Annotated in this window: 14 protein-coding genes; 8 read left to right on the top strand and 6 right to left on the bottom strand. The window is 57.4% G+C overall.

Annotated features, from left to right (window positions below; all coding sequences use genetic code 11):
• Nucleotides 1-41: 41 nt before the first annotated feature.
• Complete coding sequence (locus QWJ34_RS00890; RefSeq protein WP_302725164.1) at nucleotides 42-968, top strand: LysR family transcriptional regulator; 927 nt, start codon at nucleotides 42-44, stop codon at nucleotides 966-968.
• Nucleotides 969-1110: 142 nt separating this feature from the next.
• Here the strand turns inward: QWJ34_RS00890 and QWJ34_RS00885 are convergent, their stop codons facing one another.
• Nucleotides 1111-1581, bottom strand: coding sequence for a hypothetical protein (locus QWJ34_RS00885; RefSeq protein ID WP_302725163.1), 471 nt, complete (start codon nucleotides 1579-1581; stop codon nucleotides 1111-1113).
• A gap of 283 nt (nucleotides 1582-1864) precedes the next feature.
• Here QWJ34_RS00885 and QWJ34_RS00880 point away from each other — a divergent pair, with 283 nt between their 5' ends.
• Entirely contained in the window at nucleotides 1865-2785 is a 921-nt protein-coding gene (locus QWJ34_RS00880; protein WP_302725162.1) for an AEC family transporter, read from the top strand.
• A gap of 97 nt (nucleotides 2786-2882) precedes the next feature.
• Here the strand turns inward: QWJ34_RS00880 and QWJ34_RS00875 are convergent, their stop codons facing one another.
• Both QWJ34_RS00875 and QWJ34_RS00870 read right to left on the bottom strand, forming a co-directional pair.
• Complete coding sequence (locus tag QWJ34_RS00875; RefSeq protein WP_302725161.1) at nucleotides 2883-4154, bottom strand: methyl-accepting chemotaxis protein; 1272 nt, start codon at nucleotides 4152-4154, stop codon at nucleotides 2883-2885.
• Nucleotides 4155-4517: 363 nt separating this feature from the next.
• Nucleotides 4518-5702, bottom strand: coding sequence for a polysaccharide deacetylase family protein (locus QWJ34_RS00870; protein ID WP_302725160.1), 1185 nt, complete (start codon nucleotides 5700-5702; stop codon nucleotides 4518-4520).
• A gap of 476 nt (nucleotides 5703-6178) precedes the next feature.
• Between QWJ34_RS00870 and QWJ34_RS00865 the strand changes: the two genes are divergently transcribed.
• Nucleotides 6179-6484 carry a hypothetical protein gene (locus QWJ34_RS00865; protein WP_302725159.1) on the top strand — a complete coding sequence of 102 codons (306 nt, stop codon included), beginning with the start codon at nucleotides 6179-6181 and terminating at the stop codon, nucleotides 6482-6484.
• Between the two features lie 107 nt (nucleotides 6485-6591).
• Here the strand turns inward: QWJ34_RS00865 and QWJ34_RS00860 are convergent, their stop codons facing one another.
• From QWJ34_RS00860 to QWJ34_RS00850, 3 genes are all read right to left on the bottom strand, one after another.
• Nucleotides 6592-7500: an aldo/keto reductase gene (locus QWJ34_RS00860; protein ID WP_302725158.1), complete on the bottom strand. Its 909-nt coding sequence runs from the start codon at nucleotides 7498-7500 to the stop codon at nucleotides 6592-6594.
• Nucleotides 7501-8087: 587 nt separating this feature from the next.
• Nucleotides 8088-10538 (bottom strand): EAL domain-containing protein, encoded by a 2451-nt coding sequence (locus QWJ34_RS00855; protein WP_302725157.1) that lies wholly within the window; start codon nucleotides 10536-10538, stop codon nucleotides 8088-8090.
• Nucleotides 10539-10699: 161 nt separating this feature from the next.
• Nucleotides 10700-11218 (bottom strand): mismatch-specific DNA-glycosylase, encoded by a 519-nt coding sequence (locus QWJ34_RS00850; RefSeq protein WP_302725156.1) that lies wholly within the window; start codon nucleotides 11216-11218, stop codon nucleotides 10700-10702.
• A 161-nt stretch (nucleotides 11219-11379) separates the two neighbouring features.
• On the opposite strand from QWJ34_RS00850, the gene QWJ34_RS00845 reads away from it, so the two are divergent.
• The 5 genes from QWJ34_RS00845 to QWJ34_RS00825 all read left to right on the top strand — a co-directional run bounded on the left by QWJ34_RS00845 (nucleotide 11380) and on the right by QWJ34_RS00825 (nucleotide 18245).
• Nucleotides 11380-12081, top strand: coding sequence for a futalosine hydrolase (locus QWJ34_RS00845; protein WP_302725155.1), 702 nt, complete (start codon nucleotides 11380-11382; stop codon nucleotides 12079-12081).
• Complete coding sequence (locus tag QWJ34_RS00840; RefSeq protein WP_302725154.1) at nucleotides 12078-12911, top strand: 1,4-dihydroxy-6-naphtoate synthase; 834 nt, start codon at nucleotides 12078-12080, stop codon at nucleotides 12909-12911. The genes QWJ34_RS00845 and QWJ34_RS00840 overlap by 4 nt, the downstream gene beginning before the upstream one ends.
• A gap of 900 nt (nucleotides 12912-13811) precedes the next feature.
• A complete protein-coding gene (locus QWJ34_RS00835; protein WP_302725153.1) occupies nucleotides 13812-15608 on the top strand; it encodes an S-layer homology domain-containing protein in 1797 nt (598 codons plus the stop codon).
• 240 nt (nucleotides 15609-15848) lie between these two features.
• Nucleotides 15849-16670, top strand: coding sequence for an alpha/beta hydrolase (locus tag QWJ34_RS00830; protein ID WP_302725813.1), 822 nt, complete (start codon nucleotides 15849-15851; stop codon nucleotides 16668-16670).
• A 66-nt stretch (nucleotides 16671-16736) separates the two neighbouring features.
• Complete coding sequence (locus QWJ34_RS00825; RefSeq protein ID WP_302725152.1) at nucleotides 16737-18245, top strand: phytoene desaturase family protein; 1509 nt, start codon at nucleotides 16737-16739, stop codon at nucleotides 18243-18245.
• Nucleotides 18246-18252 lie beyond the last annotated feature (7 nt).

Raw genomic sequence — 18252 nt, 5'->3', positions numbered from 1 at the left:
ATGTTATCCATTCAAAAAACCGATGGATTGGAGAGACAAGGATGGAATCCAGACATTTATTCACGTTTCTGGTCGTGGTCGAAACCGGCGGTTTCACCAAAGCGGCGCAGAAAATGGACTACGCCCAGTCCAGCGTTACGGCGCAGATCCAGGCGCTCGAAGCGGAGATCGGCCAGCCGCTGTTCGACCGGATCGGGCGAAGCATCCGGCTGACCGACGCCGGCGAACGGCTGCTTCCGTTCGCGCAGGAGATCCAGAAAATGCACCTGCTGGCGGAAGGCGCGCTGAATTCCGGCAGCGGGATCGGCGGCACGCTGACGATCGGGGCGCCGGAATCACTGGCCGCTTTCCGGCTGCCCGCCGTGATCCGCGACTACAAGAAGCGCTATCCGGGCGTCAAGATCGTGCTGCGGCCCGGCCCCTGCTGGGAACTGCTGGCTTCCGCCCGTTCGGGCGAGCTGGATCTGGCGTTCCTGCTTCAGCCGGAAACGGCCGACCGGGAGATGGAGATCGAAACGCTGATCCGTGAAGAAATGGCGCTGATCGCCCCGCCGGACCATCCCCTTGCCTCCGGCGGCAGAGTGGACGCGGCTTCCCTGCGCGGCGAAACGATCCTGTCCACCGAAAGCGGCTGCTCCTACCGCGCGCTGTTCGAGCAGCGGTTGAACCGCTTCGGCGTATTTCCCGACCCGATGCTGGAATTCTGGAGTCTCGAAGCGATCAAGCAGTGCGTGGCCGCGGGTCTCGGTCTGGCTTTTCTGCCGCGGGTCGCGGTGCGAAAAGAATGCGAAGACGGCCGCCTGGCTCGCCTGGACTGGGACGATACGGATCAGCGCGTCTCGACGCAGGTCGCTTACCACGGCAAGAAGTGGCGCTCCCCCGCGCTGCTCGAATTTCTGCGCATCGTGCGCGAACATGCGCGGCGCTGGAACGCGGAAGACCGGATTCCCGCCGGCCGACGCGAATAGCCCGGAAGATCCCGTTAACAGGGGATCTTCCGGGCTCCGGCCGATCGTCCCGCTTCGCCTCGAAACGCGGCGGCGCCGGTCGGTTCAAGCCGCCGTTGGATCGATTGATTGAAGCTGCGAATCGGTTCAAGGTTCGAACCGCTTAGTCGACGGCGCGGGCCGGAACGACGCGGTATACCGCCGTTTCCGTATCGCGGGCCGCTCCGGCGTTTTCTTCTTCTTCCGCGACGATCGTCCAGCCGATCGACAGCACCGGCTCCAACCGATCGCGCTGCTCCGGCGTCAGTTCGACCCGCACGCCTTCGCGGCCTTCTTCGCGCTCGATCTCGCCGTCATAGCCGAAGACGGTCCGCACCCACGTGCGAATGCCGCCGAGCGTGTTGTATTTGATCCGGTAGCCCCGCGTGACCGCCTGCTCGAACAGCTCCGGCTGCTCGGCCTGCAGCGTCAGCAGCGGCGCGAAGTCGGGCCCCGCCCCGTCCGCCGACGCGGGCAGATCGCCTTCCGCCGTGCGATGCAGCAGTTCCTCGTCGCTCAAGCCCAGCCCCCGCAAATTTTCCAGCAGAATCGCGTCCCATTGGGACAGTCTTGCTCTTTCTTCGGTTTGCGTCAATTCCGTTTCCTCCTTGTGCGCCGCCAAATCCCCATTCCGTGCATCGGCTTAGACGGTTTTTACGCCGAATCGAGCCGCGTTTACGCGCGTCGGGCACCGCTTCTTTACGTTTAACTTTACCTTATCGCCGTTCCTTTTGTACAGCAATCCCCGACGCGCGAAATTCTACGGAGTCTTCGGTCCAACTTTGTGCCCGTGCCGCGCGCGGTTGATGCTATAATGAAACACGATCCGGCTGCGAAGCCAAGCAACGCAAACCCCGACCGAAAGAAGCTGAAATCCGATGATTTTTCAGATCCTGCTCAATGTGGTGCTGCCCGTTTTTATCCTGATCGTCGCCGGTTCGGCGATGCAGAGGCTGTTCCGGCTCGACCTGTACACGCTGTCCAAGATCAACTTCTATTACATCACGCCGGCCGTCGTTTTTATGAGCCTGTACCGCTCCGCGATTTCCGTCGAACTGCTCGGAGGCGTCGCGCTTTTTTACGGAATATACATCGGCGTCCTGTACGCGCTCTGCTTCATACTCACGCGTTCGTTCAAGTATACGAGCGGCATGAAAGCCGCTTTTACCAACAGCGTTCTGCTGGACAATTCGGGCAATTACGGGCTTCCGATCAACCAGCTCGTATTCGCGGGCTCCCCGCTCGCGGCTTCGATCCAGGCGCTGCTGATGGCGTTTCAAAGCCTGCTGACTTTTACATACGGGGTCATCTCGATCCAGGGAGCCCGGCTTAGCGGCAACTACCGCAGCGTGCTGATCGGCTTTATGAAAATGCCCGTCCCGTACGCGCTCGTGCTGGGCTTCGCTTTCCACGCTTTTGCCGTGCCGCTGCCGAACTTCGTCACGCAGCCGCTGGGCTACGTGCAGAACTCGATGGTCGCGATCGCCCTGCTGACGCTCGGCGCGCAGATCGTGCAGTATCCGCTGCGGCTGGGCCGGCTCGAAATTTACTTCAGCATGATCCTGCGGCTGATTATCGCGCCGGTGATCGGCTATATCCTGATCCTCGCTTTCGGCATGAAAGGACTGCCCGCCCAGGCGCTGCTGATCGCTTCCGGCATGCCGACCGGCGTCAACTCGTCGATCCTGGCCGAGGAATACCGCAACGAACCGGACTTTGCCGCCCAGACGGTGCTTGTGTCCACCCTGCTCAATATCGTCACGGTCACTATCCTGATTACCGTCGCCAAAGGATTGTAACCGCTCGAGTTCTTTTCTAATCGGCATCGGAAAACAAATCCCCCGCAGCGCCGGCAAAGTACCGGTTACGCTGCGGGGGATTCCTTATTGGTATGGGTTACATGCGGAAAGCGGTCGCTTTGTCCAGCAGACGCCCGGTCATGCGGTTCAGTTCTTCGGAAGAGGTCGAGATCTCCTCTACGATCGCCGTCTCCTCGTGGATGGAGCTTGCGATACGCTTGGCTTCCTCCGCGAACATTACGGCGCGTTCGCTGATCTCGCCGGCATGGCGATGCGCCAGCTCGACGCGCTCCGTCTGCTGCGAGATCATCGTCTCGATGCTGTGCACCGACCCGACCATGCCTTCGACGGCCGATCCGAGCCGCTCCAGCTTCTCGTCGACGTCGCGGGTATGGAGCTCTTCTTTCGCGACGCGGTCGCTCTGCTGCCCGATCAGCTCCACCGTCTCGCGCACCTGGTTCTGAATGCGCCCGATCAGGCTCCCGATCTGACCGACCGATTCGGCGCTCTGCTCGGAGAGCTTGCGGATCTCGTGCGCGACGACGGCAAAGCCGGTCCCGTGTTCGCCCGCCCGCGCCGCTTCGATCGAAGCGTTCAGCGCCAGCAGATGCGTTTGTTCGGCAATATCGCGGATCGAACGGTTGATGACTTCGATATCGGCCGCTTCTTTTTCCAGGCGTCCGACCATTTCCCGCGAGCGCAGGCTGGACACGGACAATTCGCCCATGCCTTCGCGCAGCGACGAGAAGATGCCGCGGGTCGAATACACCGAATCTTCCATGCAGCCGGACAGTCCGATCATCTCTTCGGAGCTTCCTTTCATGCCGCGAAAGGCGTCCCGCATCTCGTCGGCGTTGCGGCGCGAGCTTTCGGCCGATTTCTGCTGGCGCTCCACGCCATCGTAAATCCGGTCCACTCCGCCCGAGATCTCTTCGATCTGGCCGGCCGCTTCGGTAATGGCGTCGCTCATCAGCCGCACGTTCTCCGACGTTACCGCCGCGCCGGACGCGATATCCTCGGCCATGCCGCGCAGATTGCCCACCATCCGGCGAAAAGAATCGTTCAGCACGGTGATCTCGTCCTGGGCCTGCCGGACCGGAACCTCGACCGCCAGATTGCCGTCCGCCACTTCCTGCGCGGTCTTCGCCAGCCGGACGAGCGGCTTGGTCAGCAGGCGCGACACGACCCAGCCCAGAATTCCGCTCCAGACGATCCCGAGCAGCAGAATGATCGTCGTGTACAGCCACTCCGACATCGAACGGGCGATATAATTTTTCAAAAAGAAAATAAAAACGGCGCTTGTCGCATAAGTCACGCCGGAGATCAGCACGAAGCCCCCGACCATTTTGGTGCCCAAATTCAGTTTCATTTCCGGTCCCCCAACCTTTTGTTTGCAGAATCCACTGCCCGAACCGCGTGCGCGGTCATGCGCTTCACAAGCGCGATTGTTCAAATTGCGTTATCCCAAAATTTTTATATCGTCTATGTAACCGCTTCACTTAACAAAAAGAGCGATTTCTTTTAAAAAAATAACAGCTGCTCTTTTTTCCTCTATATCCCTTTTGCCCTCCCTTCGTTTTCCCCCTTTTTAAACCGGCAGCTTCTTAATACCCAAGTCCAATAGCCTAATATGCTAATTATCACATATTGGACACTTATATTGAAGACCCAAAATAAAGAAAAGGCCCGTTCCGAAAGCGGAACGAACCTGTTTGGCGCTTCGCGATTCCCCTCAGCGCTTGTCTTTCCAAAAATTAACCGGCGCGGTATCGTCCGTGATCACTTCGAACGTAAAGCCTTCGTCGCGCAGCGTTTTGAGCACTTCCGGCAGCACTTTGAGCGTAGCGGCCTGATCGTGCATCAGCACGACGGGAACCGTTCCCTGCCGTTCGACCGTGTCGATCTGCTCCAGGATGCTGCGGATGACGCGCTTGTGGTCGGTCTTGTATTTCCAGTCTTCCGAATCCACGTTCCAGTCCCACAAATGGAAACCCGCGCTCAGTACTTTATCCCGATACGCTTTCGTGAAGTACGGCTTGCTGCCGTAAGGCGTGCGGATCAGCTTCGTTTTGACGCCGGCGGCTTTGTACAGCGCTTGATTGTCGTCCTGCATTTCTTTCAGCGCCGAAGCCGGCGAAGCGTAGAACTTGTTTTTGACATGGGTCATTCCGTGCAGGCCGGCCGAGCTGCCCGAATCGACGAGCCGCTTGACGGCGGACGGGTAAGACGCGATATTCGGCCCCAGCATGAAAAAGGTTCCGCGTGCGTCGTACTTGTCCAGGATATCCAGCAGTTGGGCCGTGTGCGCGGTCGGACCGTCGTCGAACGTCAGATAGATCGGCTTTTTCGATTCCGGCGTTTGAGGTTTGTCCGGCGTCTTCGGCTGCTCCGGCTTGGGGTTCGCTTCCGCGGGAGCGGCGGGCTTGAGCGACTCCAGGTTGGCGGCGATAAATTTCTCCAGGCTGAGCTTCTGTTTGCCGCTTGTGATCCGGGCGACCGGCACGCTCGCGTCGTACGCGGCGCCGAAATTGAACGTGCTTTTGAGCAGCGAAACCGGGATCATGGTGCGCCCCGCGCTTGCATAAGTTTTAACCGTTGTCGCGCGATCTCCCGCGATCGCTTTCCGCTCGTCGGGCACAATGGTCACGCTGTGTTTGCTGCCCGTCAAAACGATCGACTTCGAGGAACCGCCGACTTCGAGATGCAGGATCTGCGCCGTCTCGCGCAGCGGGACGTACAGCGCTCCTTCGTTCAGTTCGGCTTTGATAACGGTCAAATCGTCGTTGTAGCCGAGCGGAAGCTCAAGGATGCCGGCGCCGGCCGCCTCCGTTCGCGAAGCCGCGCCCAGCAGCAGCAGGAGCGTCAGCAGAGCGATGAATCCGCCCGTTTTCTTGGTCAATTTCCATGTGTGATTCACTGGCTCAGCCTCCATCTTCCGGGAATACGAATCGTTATGCGGGCTTCGAAGCGGCTCGAGGCCTTTTCTTTTTCCGAAGCCAATCCCTGCGTTTCAGTATAAAGACCGGAAGCCGGACATGTCTTTACATCGCGGTTAAAAAAAGTTACAAATTCTTAGAATATTATTGTTTTTTCGACACGAAATGAAATAGTCTAAAAGTCCCTTAAAAATTATTTAGCAATCAGGGAAAAAAGATATAAATAAATGAAAATGGAATTCCGAAATAGTAGTTAGACACAACACAGACACTTTTAACAACCAGGTTGCTCCGTCGCCCTCTCCAAGAGCTTCACTGTACGAACTCGCATTTTCTTTCGTTTCATTCTTTTCATTCCTTGTTTCATCAGCAATATTGACGATTTAAGGAGAATTTAATGAACTTTTTGTGAAAATGTGATATTGTAAATTTACATTCAACGAAGAGGTGACCCATCATGCCAATGCAAAACCGAGTTCAAGAACTGAGAGACATGCTGCCGAAAGAACAAAAGGGTATTTCGTCCTATGTGGAGCATGCACTCCAATCCATCGACCAGCTGGTCGAACAGCACCGCTGCCAGAACGCCGCTCTCGCCATCTACGGCGACAAGATTAACGGAAACGAAGAACGCGTTTATTTCGACACCGTATCGCAGATCAAAGCCGACCTGCTGGATACGCTGGAAAAGACCGTTCAGGACTTCCTGCACACCGGCGACAAACACTGGAGCAAAAACTATAGAGACGGAGTGAAAGGCTGACCGATGACAACCGGTATGGCCGATCCCCTTACCAAAGAGACCTGACTTCCAAAACGCGTTTTGGATGCCAGGTCTCTTTTAGGTCGTTCTCAGGTCGTTCTTCCCGCTCAAACGATATCCAGCGGAACCTTGCGGTTCGGGGCGGGAAAAGCCGCGTCGAGCTTTTTTAGGTCGTCCTCGTCCAGCTTCAGCGCCGCGGCGGCCGCGTTCTCCGTCACATGTTCGCGGGACGAAGCTTTCGGAATCGCCAGCACGTCCCCTTCCCGGATCGCCCACGCAAGCAGCACCTGCGCCGGCGAAGCGGAATGCCGCTCCGCGGTTTCGCGCACGGACGGATGATTCATCAGCTCGCGCCGGAGCGCTCCGCCCTGCGCGATCGGGCAGTAGGCCATGGTCGGCATGCGGCGCTCCCGCTGCCACGGCAGCAGATCGTATTCGATACCGCGCGAACCCAGGTGATACAGCACCTGATTAATCTCGCATCCCGCTCCGTCCGGCGTCTCCAGCAGCTCCTCCATATCGCCGGTATCCAGATTGGATACGCCCCAGCGGCGAATCTTGCCGCTTCGCTTCAGTTCCTCCAGCGCTTCCGCCGTCTCGCCGAGCGGCACGCTTCCTCGCCAGTGCAGCAGATACAGGTCGAGGTAATCGGTGCCGAGCCGCCGCAGGCTGTTCTCGCACGCTTTCACGATCGCTTTGCGTCCGGCATGGCCCGGCAGCGCTTTGCTGACGAGGAACACATCGTCCCGGCGGCCGGCGATCGCTTGGCCGACGACCTTTTCCGCGCCGCCGTCCCCGTACATCTCCGCGGTGTCGATCACGCTCATGCCCAGATCCAGCCCCAGCCGGAGCGCGTCGGCTTCACGCTCCGCTTCCCGTTTGTCTTCGCCCATGTACCAGGTGCCCTGGCCGAGCGCGGGCAGCTCCGTTCCGTCCGGCAGCGCGATCGTGCGCGCCTTCATCGCGGCGCGGATATGTTCTTGCGAGTCCTGCGAAGTTTGTGAGTAATCTTCCATGTGAACGCCTCGCTTTCTTGTTTGTCTTTATTCATATAAACAAAAACGCGAAGCGTGTTGGCTTCGCGCGGGGTGTCGGGAAACGATTGGATGTCAACCTAGTACTTTGTCCCAGATGAAGGTAAGGTTACGCTCGGCTGAAACGCACTAGAACCGTGTGCATTTCAGCCAAACGTAAACCCACCATTTGAAGTGTGACAAAGTACTAAATAGGTAGATTCCATTGGAATGAAAGATCGGGGAAAGAGCTGGAGAACTAAGCGATTGGCAAGGCGAATCTAAAATAGATGCGTATATACCCTTATTCCGGCTTAATCTTACGTTTTCGAGAAAATAACTGCGCTCATACACTTATTTCGTGCTTTTCCGCTTCGATTCGGCTTTTGGCTCCCGAATAGCTGCACCTGCGTCGCTATTTGAAGAAATCGAAGGGTTTCGCCCTAAATAAGTGTACCTGTGCCGCTATTTTCCGTTTGGTACCCTCCCCGGCTTTCTCGACGCCCTCACGCGAAGCTTACGCGCTTCGCGTTTTTTTTATTTTGGTTTGGGTGGGGGGTGACGGTAGTGCGGACGCCTGCGGCCTGTATTCAGGCGGTATGGGCGCGGTCGTCGAACAATTCGGCCGGGGGCAGGGGGCGGCTGAAATAGTAGCCCTGGAATTCCACGCACTGTTGGGCGGTCAAGATTTCCAGTTGGCCCTGCGTCTCGATGCCTTCGGCGATCACGTCCATGCCGAGGCTGCGGGCCATGGCGACGATGGTGGTGACGATGGCGCGTTCGTTGTCCCGGTCTTCGATCCGGGCGACGAACGACTGGTCGATCTTCAGGCGGCTGATCGGCAGCACGCTCAAGTAGCTGAGCGAGCTGTAGCCGGTACCGAAGTCGTCCAGGCTGAGTCTGATGCCCAGTCCGCTCAGCCGGTTCAAGATGGCGATGGACGCGGAAGCGTCCATCATCATGCTTTCCGTGATTTCAAGTTCCAGGTAGCGAGGGTCCAGGCCGATCTCGACCAGCACCTGTTCGATCTGGAATTCGAGGTCCTGCTGGTGGAACTGCTGGGTCGACAGGTTGACGGAGATCGGGATCTTCGGATAACCGGCGTCGTGCCATTTTTTCATCTGCCGGCAGGATTCGCGGAGCACCCAGCGGCCGATCTCGATAATCAGCCCGGTTTCCTCGGCAATCGGGATAAACACGCCCGGAGAAACCAGTCCGCGCGCCGGATGGCGCCAGCGCAGCAGCGCCTCCATGCCGATCAGTTCGCGGCCGGGCATCCGGTACTGCGGCTGATAATGCACTTCCAGCTCATCGCGTTCGATCGCTTTGCGCAGATCGCCTTCCATCTCGATCTTGAACAGCAGCTCCCTGTCGAGATCGGGCGAGTAGAAGCGATAGCCGTTCTTGCCTCCGCGCTTCACTTCGTACATGGCGGAATCGGCATTCTTGATCAGTTCTTCCCGGCCGGAGCCGTGCTCCGGATACATCGCGATGCCGACGCTTGCCGTTACGTAAAAGTCGTTGTCTTTCAGCGTATACGGCACCTGGATCACGGACACGATCCGCTTGGCCAGTTCTTCGACTTCGTTCTCGCACACGGCGGACCGGCAGACGAGCGCAAACTCGTCCCCGCCCATCCGCGACAGCGTGACGAACCGCGGATCGATGACTTCGGTAATCCGCTGGCCGACTTTTTGCAGAAAATCGTCGCCGTAAGCGTGGCCGAGCGAGTCGTTAATCATCTTGAACCGGTCGATATCCAGCACCATGACGGCAAAGCGGCCCGCGCTTCCGCTGCGTTCGATCTCTTCCTGCACGATCGAATCGAAGCGGCGGCGGTTGGGCAGATTGGTCAGTTCGTCGTGGAAAGCCTGGTGCTCGACTCTGGCCTGCGTCAGTTTCTGCTCGGTAATATCGCGCACGATGATGTGCATGCCGGTCACTTCGCCGTCCACGGATACCGGAACGCTGATCGCCGCTACGTGAATCGCCCGGCCGTCCGGATGACGAATCTGCGTTTCGCAGCTGCCTTCGCCGAACGCGCCTTTTCCCCGAATCTTGCTGCGTGCTTCTTCGTAGTGACCCGGATCGAAAAAGCGCCCCAGCAGCTCGATCGGCTGTCCGTCGAAAGCTTCGAACGTCGAATCCGTCAGCGCCAGAATGGCCGGGTTCATATCGATGATTCTGCCGGACGTATCGACCGAGATGATGCCGTCGACGTTGTTCGCATACAGCGCGCGGTACCAGTTTTGCTGCTTGCGCAGCTGTTTGTCTTTCTGGTTGAAACGTCCGTTGATAAACATGCCGTAGATGGTGAAGCCGATCAGCAGCAGGCTGCTCAGCGTAATGATAAGCGCCAGCGTATGCGTGTCGACCAGCTCCGCTCCGTCCATGCGCTCCATCCCGGTCGTATGGCCGACGGCGCCCATGCTTGCATGCTCATCCGAATAAAAAGTCGCCGCCGCCATTCCGGTGTAGTGCATCCCGGCGATCGCGAATCCCATGATGAGCGCGCTGATCCATTTGAACAGGGTACGGCCTTGGCCTTCGCGGAAACTTCGCATCAGCCCCAGCGCGACGATCGAAGCGATCGTGGCGATTATAACGGACAGCGCCACCAGCCACGGATTGTAAGAAATCCGCATCGTCATCGCGCTCATGCCGACGTAATGCATATCCACGACTCCCGAAGCCATCAGAATGCCGCCGATCGTCAGCGATATATAGGTCAGCTTTTTCCTCGTCACGGTCCAGAGTGCGACGAACGATGCGATAATCGGCAGGACCACGGACAATGCGACCAGCGGAATCCGGTAGTTCATCTGCATATCGGTCTTGAGCGCCAGCATGCCGACGAAATGCATCGACCAGATGCCGATTCCCATCGATACCGCGCCTCCGGCCAGCCAGAACAGACGCATGGTTCCCCGCGTCAAATGAATTCGGCCGGCCAGGTTCAGCGCGGAATACGAAGCCAGCACCGAAATGACGCAGGATACGAATACCAGGCCAAGATTGTAAGTCCCCTGTACGCTTTCCATCGTTTTACTCCCTTTGGGCTATGACGTTTAGAGCAACGCCTTATTTCCATTTTATGAATTTAGATTGTGAGCAATTTTTATTATAAAGATTATATCGGTCGCTGTCTCCCGTTTTTACAGTCGTTTGGCAAAAAATATCGCTCTTGCGGCCGGTTCCGTCCTCAGTCGGCCAGTTCGTCTTCGACGAAAAACCGCAGCTGCGTATAAATGGAAACGATATCCCGCATCGGCATCCGGACAAGTCCGCTGGACGAAGGCGCGACGAAATCGACGACGCCGTCGACCGCCGATTCCGGCTGGAGTCCCCAGTCCGCCTTTTTGTTTCCGGTAAATTCGGTGTATACGCCTTTGCCCACGTAGCAGGCGACGCGCGGCCGGTACTCCGTCAGCTTCCGGCGCAGAATCTTCCGGCCTTCGCGATATTCTTCCCGCGCGATATCCTCCACGCCGCGTGTCGGACGAGCGACGATATTGGTAAATCCGTATCCGAGCTTCAGCAGCTCGCCGTCTTCCTGCGGCGCATAGCGCCTCGGCGTGATGCCCGATTCTTCGAGCAGACGCCAGAAGTTGTTGCGCGGATTGGCGTAATGATGCCCGGTCTCGCCCGAGCGCAGGCTCGGATTGAAGCCGATAAACAGAATGGACAGCCCGTAATCCAGATGGTCGTCGATTTCCGGCACGGCGCTTCAGCTCCTTTCCCGCTTTCTTTTTTTGTAGGGCGCCTCGCTTTACACGCCCGGTTTTTAGCGGTAACGTTATAGGGATAGTACCTTGTCAACGCTAAAGGCAACAGGTTGTTTAAAATGCGTCTAACTTATTTATCATACAAGGAGTCGATCGGATGTACCAGCCGCTTGAATCTGTGCAGGACTCCGGCTTTGCCGGAAACGCCGGCGAAGTCCGGACTTTGATCGTTACCGCCGTCGAAGCGGAACGCGAAGCGGTGCTCGCCGGTCTCGCCGGCGATTCGCGCTTCGACGTGATCGCCGCCGGCGTAGGCGCGGCGGCGGCCGCGGCGGGCACCGCCGCCCGGCTTGCGCGCGGCGGCTACGGCCGCGTGCTGAGCGCCGGCATCGCCGGAGGCTTCGCCGGCGAAGCGGAGATCGGCTCGCTCGTCGTCGCGAGCCGCATGGTTGCGGCCGACCTGGGCTCGGACAGCCCGGACGGCTTTATTTCCGTGGACGAGCTGGGCTTCGGCTCGTCGGTCGTTCCGGCCGAAGACGAAGTTTCGGCCCGCCTGGCCGGCGCGCTGACAAGCGCCGGGCTGGACGCGCGGCTTGCGCCGGTGCTGACGGTCGCGACGACGACCGGCACGCTTGCCGGCGCGCAGGCGCTGGCCGCCCGCGTGCCCGGCGCGGCGGCCGAAGGCATGGAAGGCTTCGGCGTGGCGGAAGCCGCCCGGCAGTTCGGTCTGCCCGCGCTGGAACTGCGCGGGATCTCGAACGCGGTCGGCCCGCGCGACCGCGGCGCCTGGAAGATCGGCGAAGCGCTGGGCGCGCTTCGCCGCGCAAGTTCAATTTTACCGGAGGTGTTTTACGCTTGAAGATCGCATTTTCCCCCTGCCCCAACGATACATTCGTGTTCCACGCCCTGACTCACGGCCGGATCGAAGGCGCTCCGGAATTCGAAGTCACCTATGCCGATATCGATATCACCAATAACTGGGCGGCCGGCGGCGAAGGACCGGAAGTCATGAAGATCTCCTACGCCGCGCTGCCCTGGGTGCTCAAAGACTACGCGCTGCTGCCGTGCGGCGGCGCGCTGGGCCGCGGCTGCGGACCGCTCGTGCTGACGAAAGACGCCGCTTCGCCGGCAGAACTGTCCGGCAGGCGCATCGCCGTGCCGAGCGAGCGTTCGACCGCGTACCTGCTGTTTCGCCTGTGGGCGGCGCAGACCATTCCCGGCGGCATCGGCGAAGTCGTCGTCATGCCGTTCGACAAGATCATGCCCGCCGTGCAGAGCGGCGAGATCGACGCCGGCCTCGTGATCCACGAGGCGCGCTTCACCTACCGGAACTACGGCCTGCACAAGCTGGCCGATATGGGCGACTGGTGGGAATCCGACACCGGCCTGCCGATCCCGCTCGGCGCGATTATCGCCAAGCGCGGCGTCGTCGATCCCGCGCCGCTGACGAAGTGGATCAAAGAATCCGTCGAATACGCCTGGAAGCACCCCGAAGAATCCCGAGGCTATGTGCTCGAACACGCCCAGGAAATGGATTCGTCGGTCGCCGATTCGCATATCGCGCTCTACGTCAACGAATTCACCGCCGACCTCGGCGAAGACGGATACGCCGCGATCCGTTCTTTGCTTGTCCGCGCGGCGAAGGAAGGCCTGGTGCCGGAGTTCGACGAGAAGCTGCTGGGACGATGATTTATTTAAAAACCGCCAATTATTAAAAGTCGCTTATTTCGAATATTTGAGCCGCCTTTTCGAAGGCGGTTTTTTTGTTTCTATGTTTATGCAATTCTGCTCTCCTCTTTCATTCAATTCGTCCAATTCAAACATACTAACAATTTCGATTCATTTTTTACATATTAAGGTTTTTAGTCCTTTGGACTGGGTATGTATGCATTAAGCAATTCAACACGAAGAACATTCTATTATTTACAGGGGGCGAATGTTATTAAAATCAAACGATTGGCCTGCTTTCCGCTCTTTTTCGTTCTGCTGCTGTCTCTGGGGTTGAACGGGTTCGTGCCTTCCGCACATGCCGAGCCGGCCTTGACACTTTCCGATGTGGACAGATCCGAAACGACCGATACTACGGCGATTCTTCGCGGCGAAATCTTCATTCAAATGTCTCCCGACGATGAAGTAGGCTTTTATTATCGAGAAAAAACGAGTGTTTCGCCTTCTCCTCCGCCCACCGGATACCAAGGACCTTTTTCAACAATTCCATCCACTACACCGGGCAAATTCTTTTATAACCTTACCGGCTTAAAGCCGTATACCGAGTATGAATATTACACTTTTTTCACTCCTGATGGCGAACCTACGCAATACGTAGGACCCAAAACGTTCAAAACCTACGGATATATCATAAACGTTTCATCGCCGGAAAGTCTGACAAAGCCTAACGGTACAACCGTAAACAGCTTTACCTGGCCTTCGACGGTGGATGCCTATATTTCGTACGACTTTAATGCTACTGCTTACAAGCTGCCGATCATATGGGACAAATCTAACTTCGAAATCCCTCCGTACCCGTCCTACCCCGCTGGTTGGACTTACAGCGATATCGGCGGATATAAGAGCTTTCCGGGAACGGCAATGCTCGATCCGAAAGATCCCTATCTGATTTTCGAACCGACTTATCCTGCCAGTTTGAGAGAAAAATATTTAGGGATTTACATCGAAGAACCCAATCTGGACTCGCTCAAGTCAATTCCGTCTTTCACTCTGCCGACCGGTTCCACATTATCGGATGCGCAGAACAAGCTTCCCAGCAGCGTAGTCGGATCGTTCAGCAACGGCAAGACGGCCGATATTCCAGTCAAAAAGTGGGATACGGGAACTCCTGAGTTCAACGGAGCCGCTGGCACGTATACGTTCGAAGGCAGTTTAGGCTGTCTGGTCCAACAATTGAGTTTTGCCCGCCAGCCTTTATACGGCGCAGGCAGCTCGATCAAGCGGGAACGGGGCGGATGCGGATATCTGAACCCGAACAACCTGACCGCCAAAGCCGTCGTCACGGTTACGGACACGACGGTAACACCGAATCCAAACCCTAATCCCGATCCCGGCACAACGACGCCCGTGACTCCGACACCGACGCCAACGACACCGGCGCCGGCCACCCGCAGCGTCCAGGTGATCGTCACCAACCCGAACAGCGGACAGACCGCCGCCGCGCCGATCACCCGCGATATCGGGACCGACCTGCCGCTGCGCGGCGTGCTGTACAGCGCGAACGGACAGCCGGTCGCCGGCGTGCCCGAACTGACGCTGCTGCCCAATGGCACGATCAATATCCCGGCTTCGCTGCCGAGCGGCACGTACCGCCTGGCGCTCAACGTCGTCGCCCCGAGCGGCGAGCGTCTGGCCGGTCCTCCGGCCACGCTGACCGTCGATGCCGCCGGCAACGCAACGCTTAACGCCGAGCTGATCGACCCGTACGGCGTCATTACCGACTCCGCGACCGGCAGGCCGATTCCGGGCGTCAAAGCGACGCTGTACTGGGCCGATACGGCCAACAACCGCGCCAAAGGCCGCACGCCGAACACGCCGGTCGTTCTGCCCGCCCTGCCGGATTTCGCGCCGAACCAGAACGCCGATCCGCAGAACAGCAACGCGCAGGGTCAGTACGGCTGGATGGTATTCCCGGAAGGCGACTACTACATCCTGGCGGAAAAAGAAGGCTACCAGCCGTTCGACAGCCGCAAATCGACGACAAGCGCGACGTTCGATCCCGACAGCTACATTCGGGACGGCAATATCCACGTCGGGCAGACGATCGCCGAGTACAGCTTTGCGATGGACCCGAACACCCGGCCGTATACCGCTTATATGCGCGGATATCCGGACGGCACGTTCCAGCCGCAGCGCAGCGTCAGCCGCGCCGAGCTGGCCGCGATCTTGAACCGCACGATGCAGAAAAAAGATGTTGTCGATAGCGCCGTCGTCTTCAACGATGTATCGCTCGGCAAATGGGCGCGCGCCGATATCCTGGCAGCCGTCGAACAAGGCTGGATGCGCGGAACAAGCAGTACGCGTTTCGAACCCGACCGGGCCGTAACCCGGGCGGAAATGGCTCAGATCCTGATGAACGTTTACCAGTGGACGCCTGCTGCCAGTACCGCTTCGTCGTTCAGCGACGTAAACGGTCACTGGGCTTCCCGGGCGATTGCCGCCGCCGCTTCGCAAGGTGTGCTCAGCGGCTACTCGAACGGAACTTTCCGTCCGGACCAGCCGCTGACGCGAGCCGAGACCGTCGTCTTGATCAACCGGCTGACCCAGCGTCCGTCCGCGCCGGAACTGCCGGTAACGTGGAGCGACGTTCCGTCTTCCGCTTCGGCGTACGGCGACATCATGGCCGCTTCGCTCGACCACTCGTCCCCGGTCGATTAATCTTCGACCTCGATGCAAGGCACAAACAAGCGTCTCCCGCAAAAGGGGACGCTTGTTTTTTTACGGAAGTTATCAAGTTATGCATCCGCCGCTTTCTTTTTCGGGTAACTATAATTATTGCGGGAGTGTACATAGACTTTATGCAAGCGAAACGGTCAAAAAAGCGAGGTTATCCTATTGTTCACCCTTATGGCGGCAAAGGTTCTGCGTCTCCTGCCCAATCGGGCCAAAAAAACGCCTATGCTCCCCTTCGAGCCGGTGAAAGAGAAAAAAGAAACGACCGTCGAAACATCCGTAAAACTTACGGATATTTCCCTCTACTATCCTTTGGAAGCCGCGCAGCAAAAGCTCCCGGTGTATATGAACCTGCACGGCGGGGCGTTTATCATGCACGAAAAAGAGATGGACGATCCGTACTGCCGCTACCTGGCCAACCGGGCAGGATGCGTCGTCGTTAACGTCGAGTACGCCAAAGCGCCGGAGTATCCTTTTCCAAAACCGATCGAACAGCTGTATGAAATCTGGGGTTGGATCAAGAAAAATGCCGACAACTTGAATCTCGATGCGCAGCGGATCATGATCGGCGGACAAAGCTCCGGCGCGAATCTGGCTGCCGCTCTTTGTCTCTATCTGGAAGAAAAAGGAGAAGATCAGCCGCTGCTCCAGATGCTGAACTGTCCGATGCTGGATTTTGCCACGCCGCATTCGAACAAACCGGAAACGGACATGTGGCGCGCCCGGTATCCGCAAGCCGCCCATTTCCTGAACCTGTGTTACGTGCCCGGCAAAGGCCAGGCGGAGAACTCGCTCGCTTCTCCCGTGTACGCGGCGGTCAGCGGCCGGTTGGCGCCCGCTCTTATCCTGATCGCGGAACAGGACGCGTTCAGGCCGGAAGCGGAACGTTACGCGGAGAAATTGCGGGAAGCCGGGGTAACCGTTCAGGCAATAGTGTTCAAAGACTGCAAACACGCTTTTAGCCACCTGGGTCCGAAAGAAAAAGCGGAAGAAGCCTGGGAAACGGTTGCCCGCACACTCAGAGAAGCGGCGTGCGCGATCACGTAACAACCATGCCGGCCCGGCACAAAAACGAACGCCATTTTCGATTCATGGGAAGGAGAAACCCGACAAGTGAACACGACAAACAAAAACGTACTGGTTATCGGAGGCGGACTTGGAGGGCTGTCGGCCGCGATTTCGCTGGCTCAGGCAGGATACGGTGTCTCGTTATACGAGAAAAACGATCACATCGGAGGAAAGCTGAACCGGCTGGACCAGGACGGTTTCGGTTTTGATCTGGGCCCGTCCATTCTGACGATGCCCCGGGTCTTCGAAGATTTGTTTGCCGCCAGCGGCAAATCCATGAAAGACTACGTTCCGATCGAGAAGCTGGATCACCAATGGCGCTCCTTTTTCCCCGACGGAAACATCATAGACTTGTACGAAGATTTGCAGGACATGCAGGAGAACAACCAATCCCTGAACGAAAAAGACATGCGCGAATACAAGGATTTGCTCCGCTATTCCAAGATGCTTTACGAGATGACGGACAAAACCTATTTTACGCACGGCGTCGATACAACGAGAGAAATCATGAAACATACGACCCTGTTTGCCGCTTTGAAAAACTTCGATTTGTTTTCTACCGTCCGGCGGGCGATCGACAAACGGATCAGCAACAAACAGTTCAGCGATATGCTGTCCTATTTCATCAAGTACGTGGGTTCGTCTCCTTACGATGCGCCTGCCGTTCTGAATATGATGATCTACATGCAGCACGACCAGGGGGTCTGGTACGTACCCGGCGGTTTGAATAAGCTGGCGGACGGTCTGGTGAAGCTGGCCGAGGAAGAAGGGGTTCGGTTCCACCTCGGGACCCCGATCGCCAAGCTTGAAAAAAAGAACGGCGAAATTACGGGAGCCCTTCTGGAAGACGGAACGAAGCTGACCGCGGATTATTACGTTTCGAATATGGAAGTCATCCCGGTTTACGAACGGCTGCTGGAGGAAGACCGTCATTTCGTAGAACAATTAAAGAAAAAATTCGAACCGGCCAGCTCGGGCCTGGTCATGCATCTGGGCGTAAAAAAAAGCTATCCGCAGCTTCGCCATCATAATTTCTTTTTCGCGGAAAACATGAAGCAGCAGATGCAATCGATCTTCCACGATCATAAACTGCCGGAAGATCCGGTTATTTATTTGGTCAACGTCAATAAAACCGATCCTTCGCAGGCTCCGGAAGGGCATGAGAACATCAAAGTGCTGCCTCATATTCCTTATATTCAGGACCGGAACCCGATTACCCGGCAGGAGTACGAACAATTTGCCGAGCGGACCCTGATCAAATTGGAGAAAATGGGCCTGCACGATCTGCGGGCCAATATTGTGACCAAAGACGTATGGACGCCGGAAGATATCCAGAAGATGTACGGCTCCGACCGGGGCGCGATCTACGGAACGTTGTCAAACCGCAAAAAAAATAAAGGCTTCAAGCATCCGAAACAAAGTGAACGCTATAACAATTTATACTTCGTGGGCGGAACCGTAAACCCGGGAGGCGGAATGCCTATGGTCACTTTGAGCGGCCAGCTTGTCAGCAAGAAAATCGTTCAGAGGGATTTTTCCCATGCCGGACAATAAAGCGGAT

It is taken from the genome of Saccharibacillus sp. CPCC 101409, assembly GCF_030518235.1.
GTDB lineage: Bacteria > Bacillota > Bacilli > Paenibacillales > Paenibacillaceae > Saccharibacillus.
The sequence above is the reverse complement of the archived record's forward strand: the minus strand, read 5'-3'. Positions and strand labels throughout refer to the sequence as shown.

Bases quoted from the DNA above. Each gene is read 5' to 3' on its own strand.
- QWJ34_RS00890 (WP_302725164.1), top strand. From the start codon at position 42: ATGGAATCCAGACATTTATTCACGTTTCTGGTCGTGGTCGAAACCGGC.
- QWJ34_RS00880 (WP_302725162.1), top strand. From the start codon at position 1,865: ATGATTTTTCAGATCCTGCTCAATGTGGTGCTGCCCGTTTTTATCCTG.
- QWJ34_RS00875 (WP_302725161.1), bottom strand. From the start codon at position 4,154: ATGAAACTGAATTTGGGCACCAAAATGGTCGGGGGCTTCGTGCTGATC.
- QWJ34_RS00865 (WP_302725159.1), top strand. From the start codon at position 6,179: ATGCCAATGCAAAACCGAGTTCAAGAACTGAGAGACATGCTGCCGAAA.
- QWJ34_RS00860 (WP_302725158.1), bottom strand. From the start codon at position 7,500: ATGGAAGATTACTCACAAACTTCGCAGGACTCGCAAGAACATATCCGC.
- QWJ34_RS00855 (WP_302725157.1), bottom strand. From the start codon at position 10,538: ATGGAAAGCGTACAGGGGACTTACAATCTTGGCCTGGTATTCGTATCC.
- QWJ34_RS00845 (WP_302725155.1), top strand. From the start codon at position 11,380: ATGTACCAGCCGCTTGAATCTGTGCAGGACTCCGGCTTTGCCGGAAAC.
- QWJ34_RS00835 (WP_302725153.1), top strand. From the start codon at position 13,812: ATGCTCGATCCGAAAGATCCCTATCTGATTTTCGAACCGACTTATCCT.
- QWJ34_RS00830 (WP_302725813.1), top strand. From the start codon at position 15,849: ATGCTCCCCTTCGAGCCGGTGAAAGAGAAAAAAGAAACGACCGTCGAA.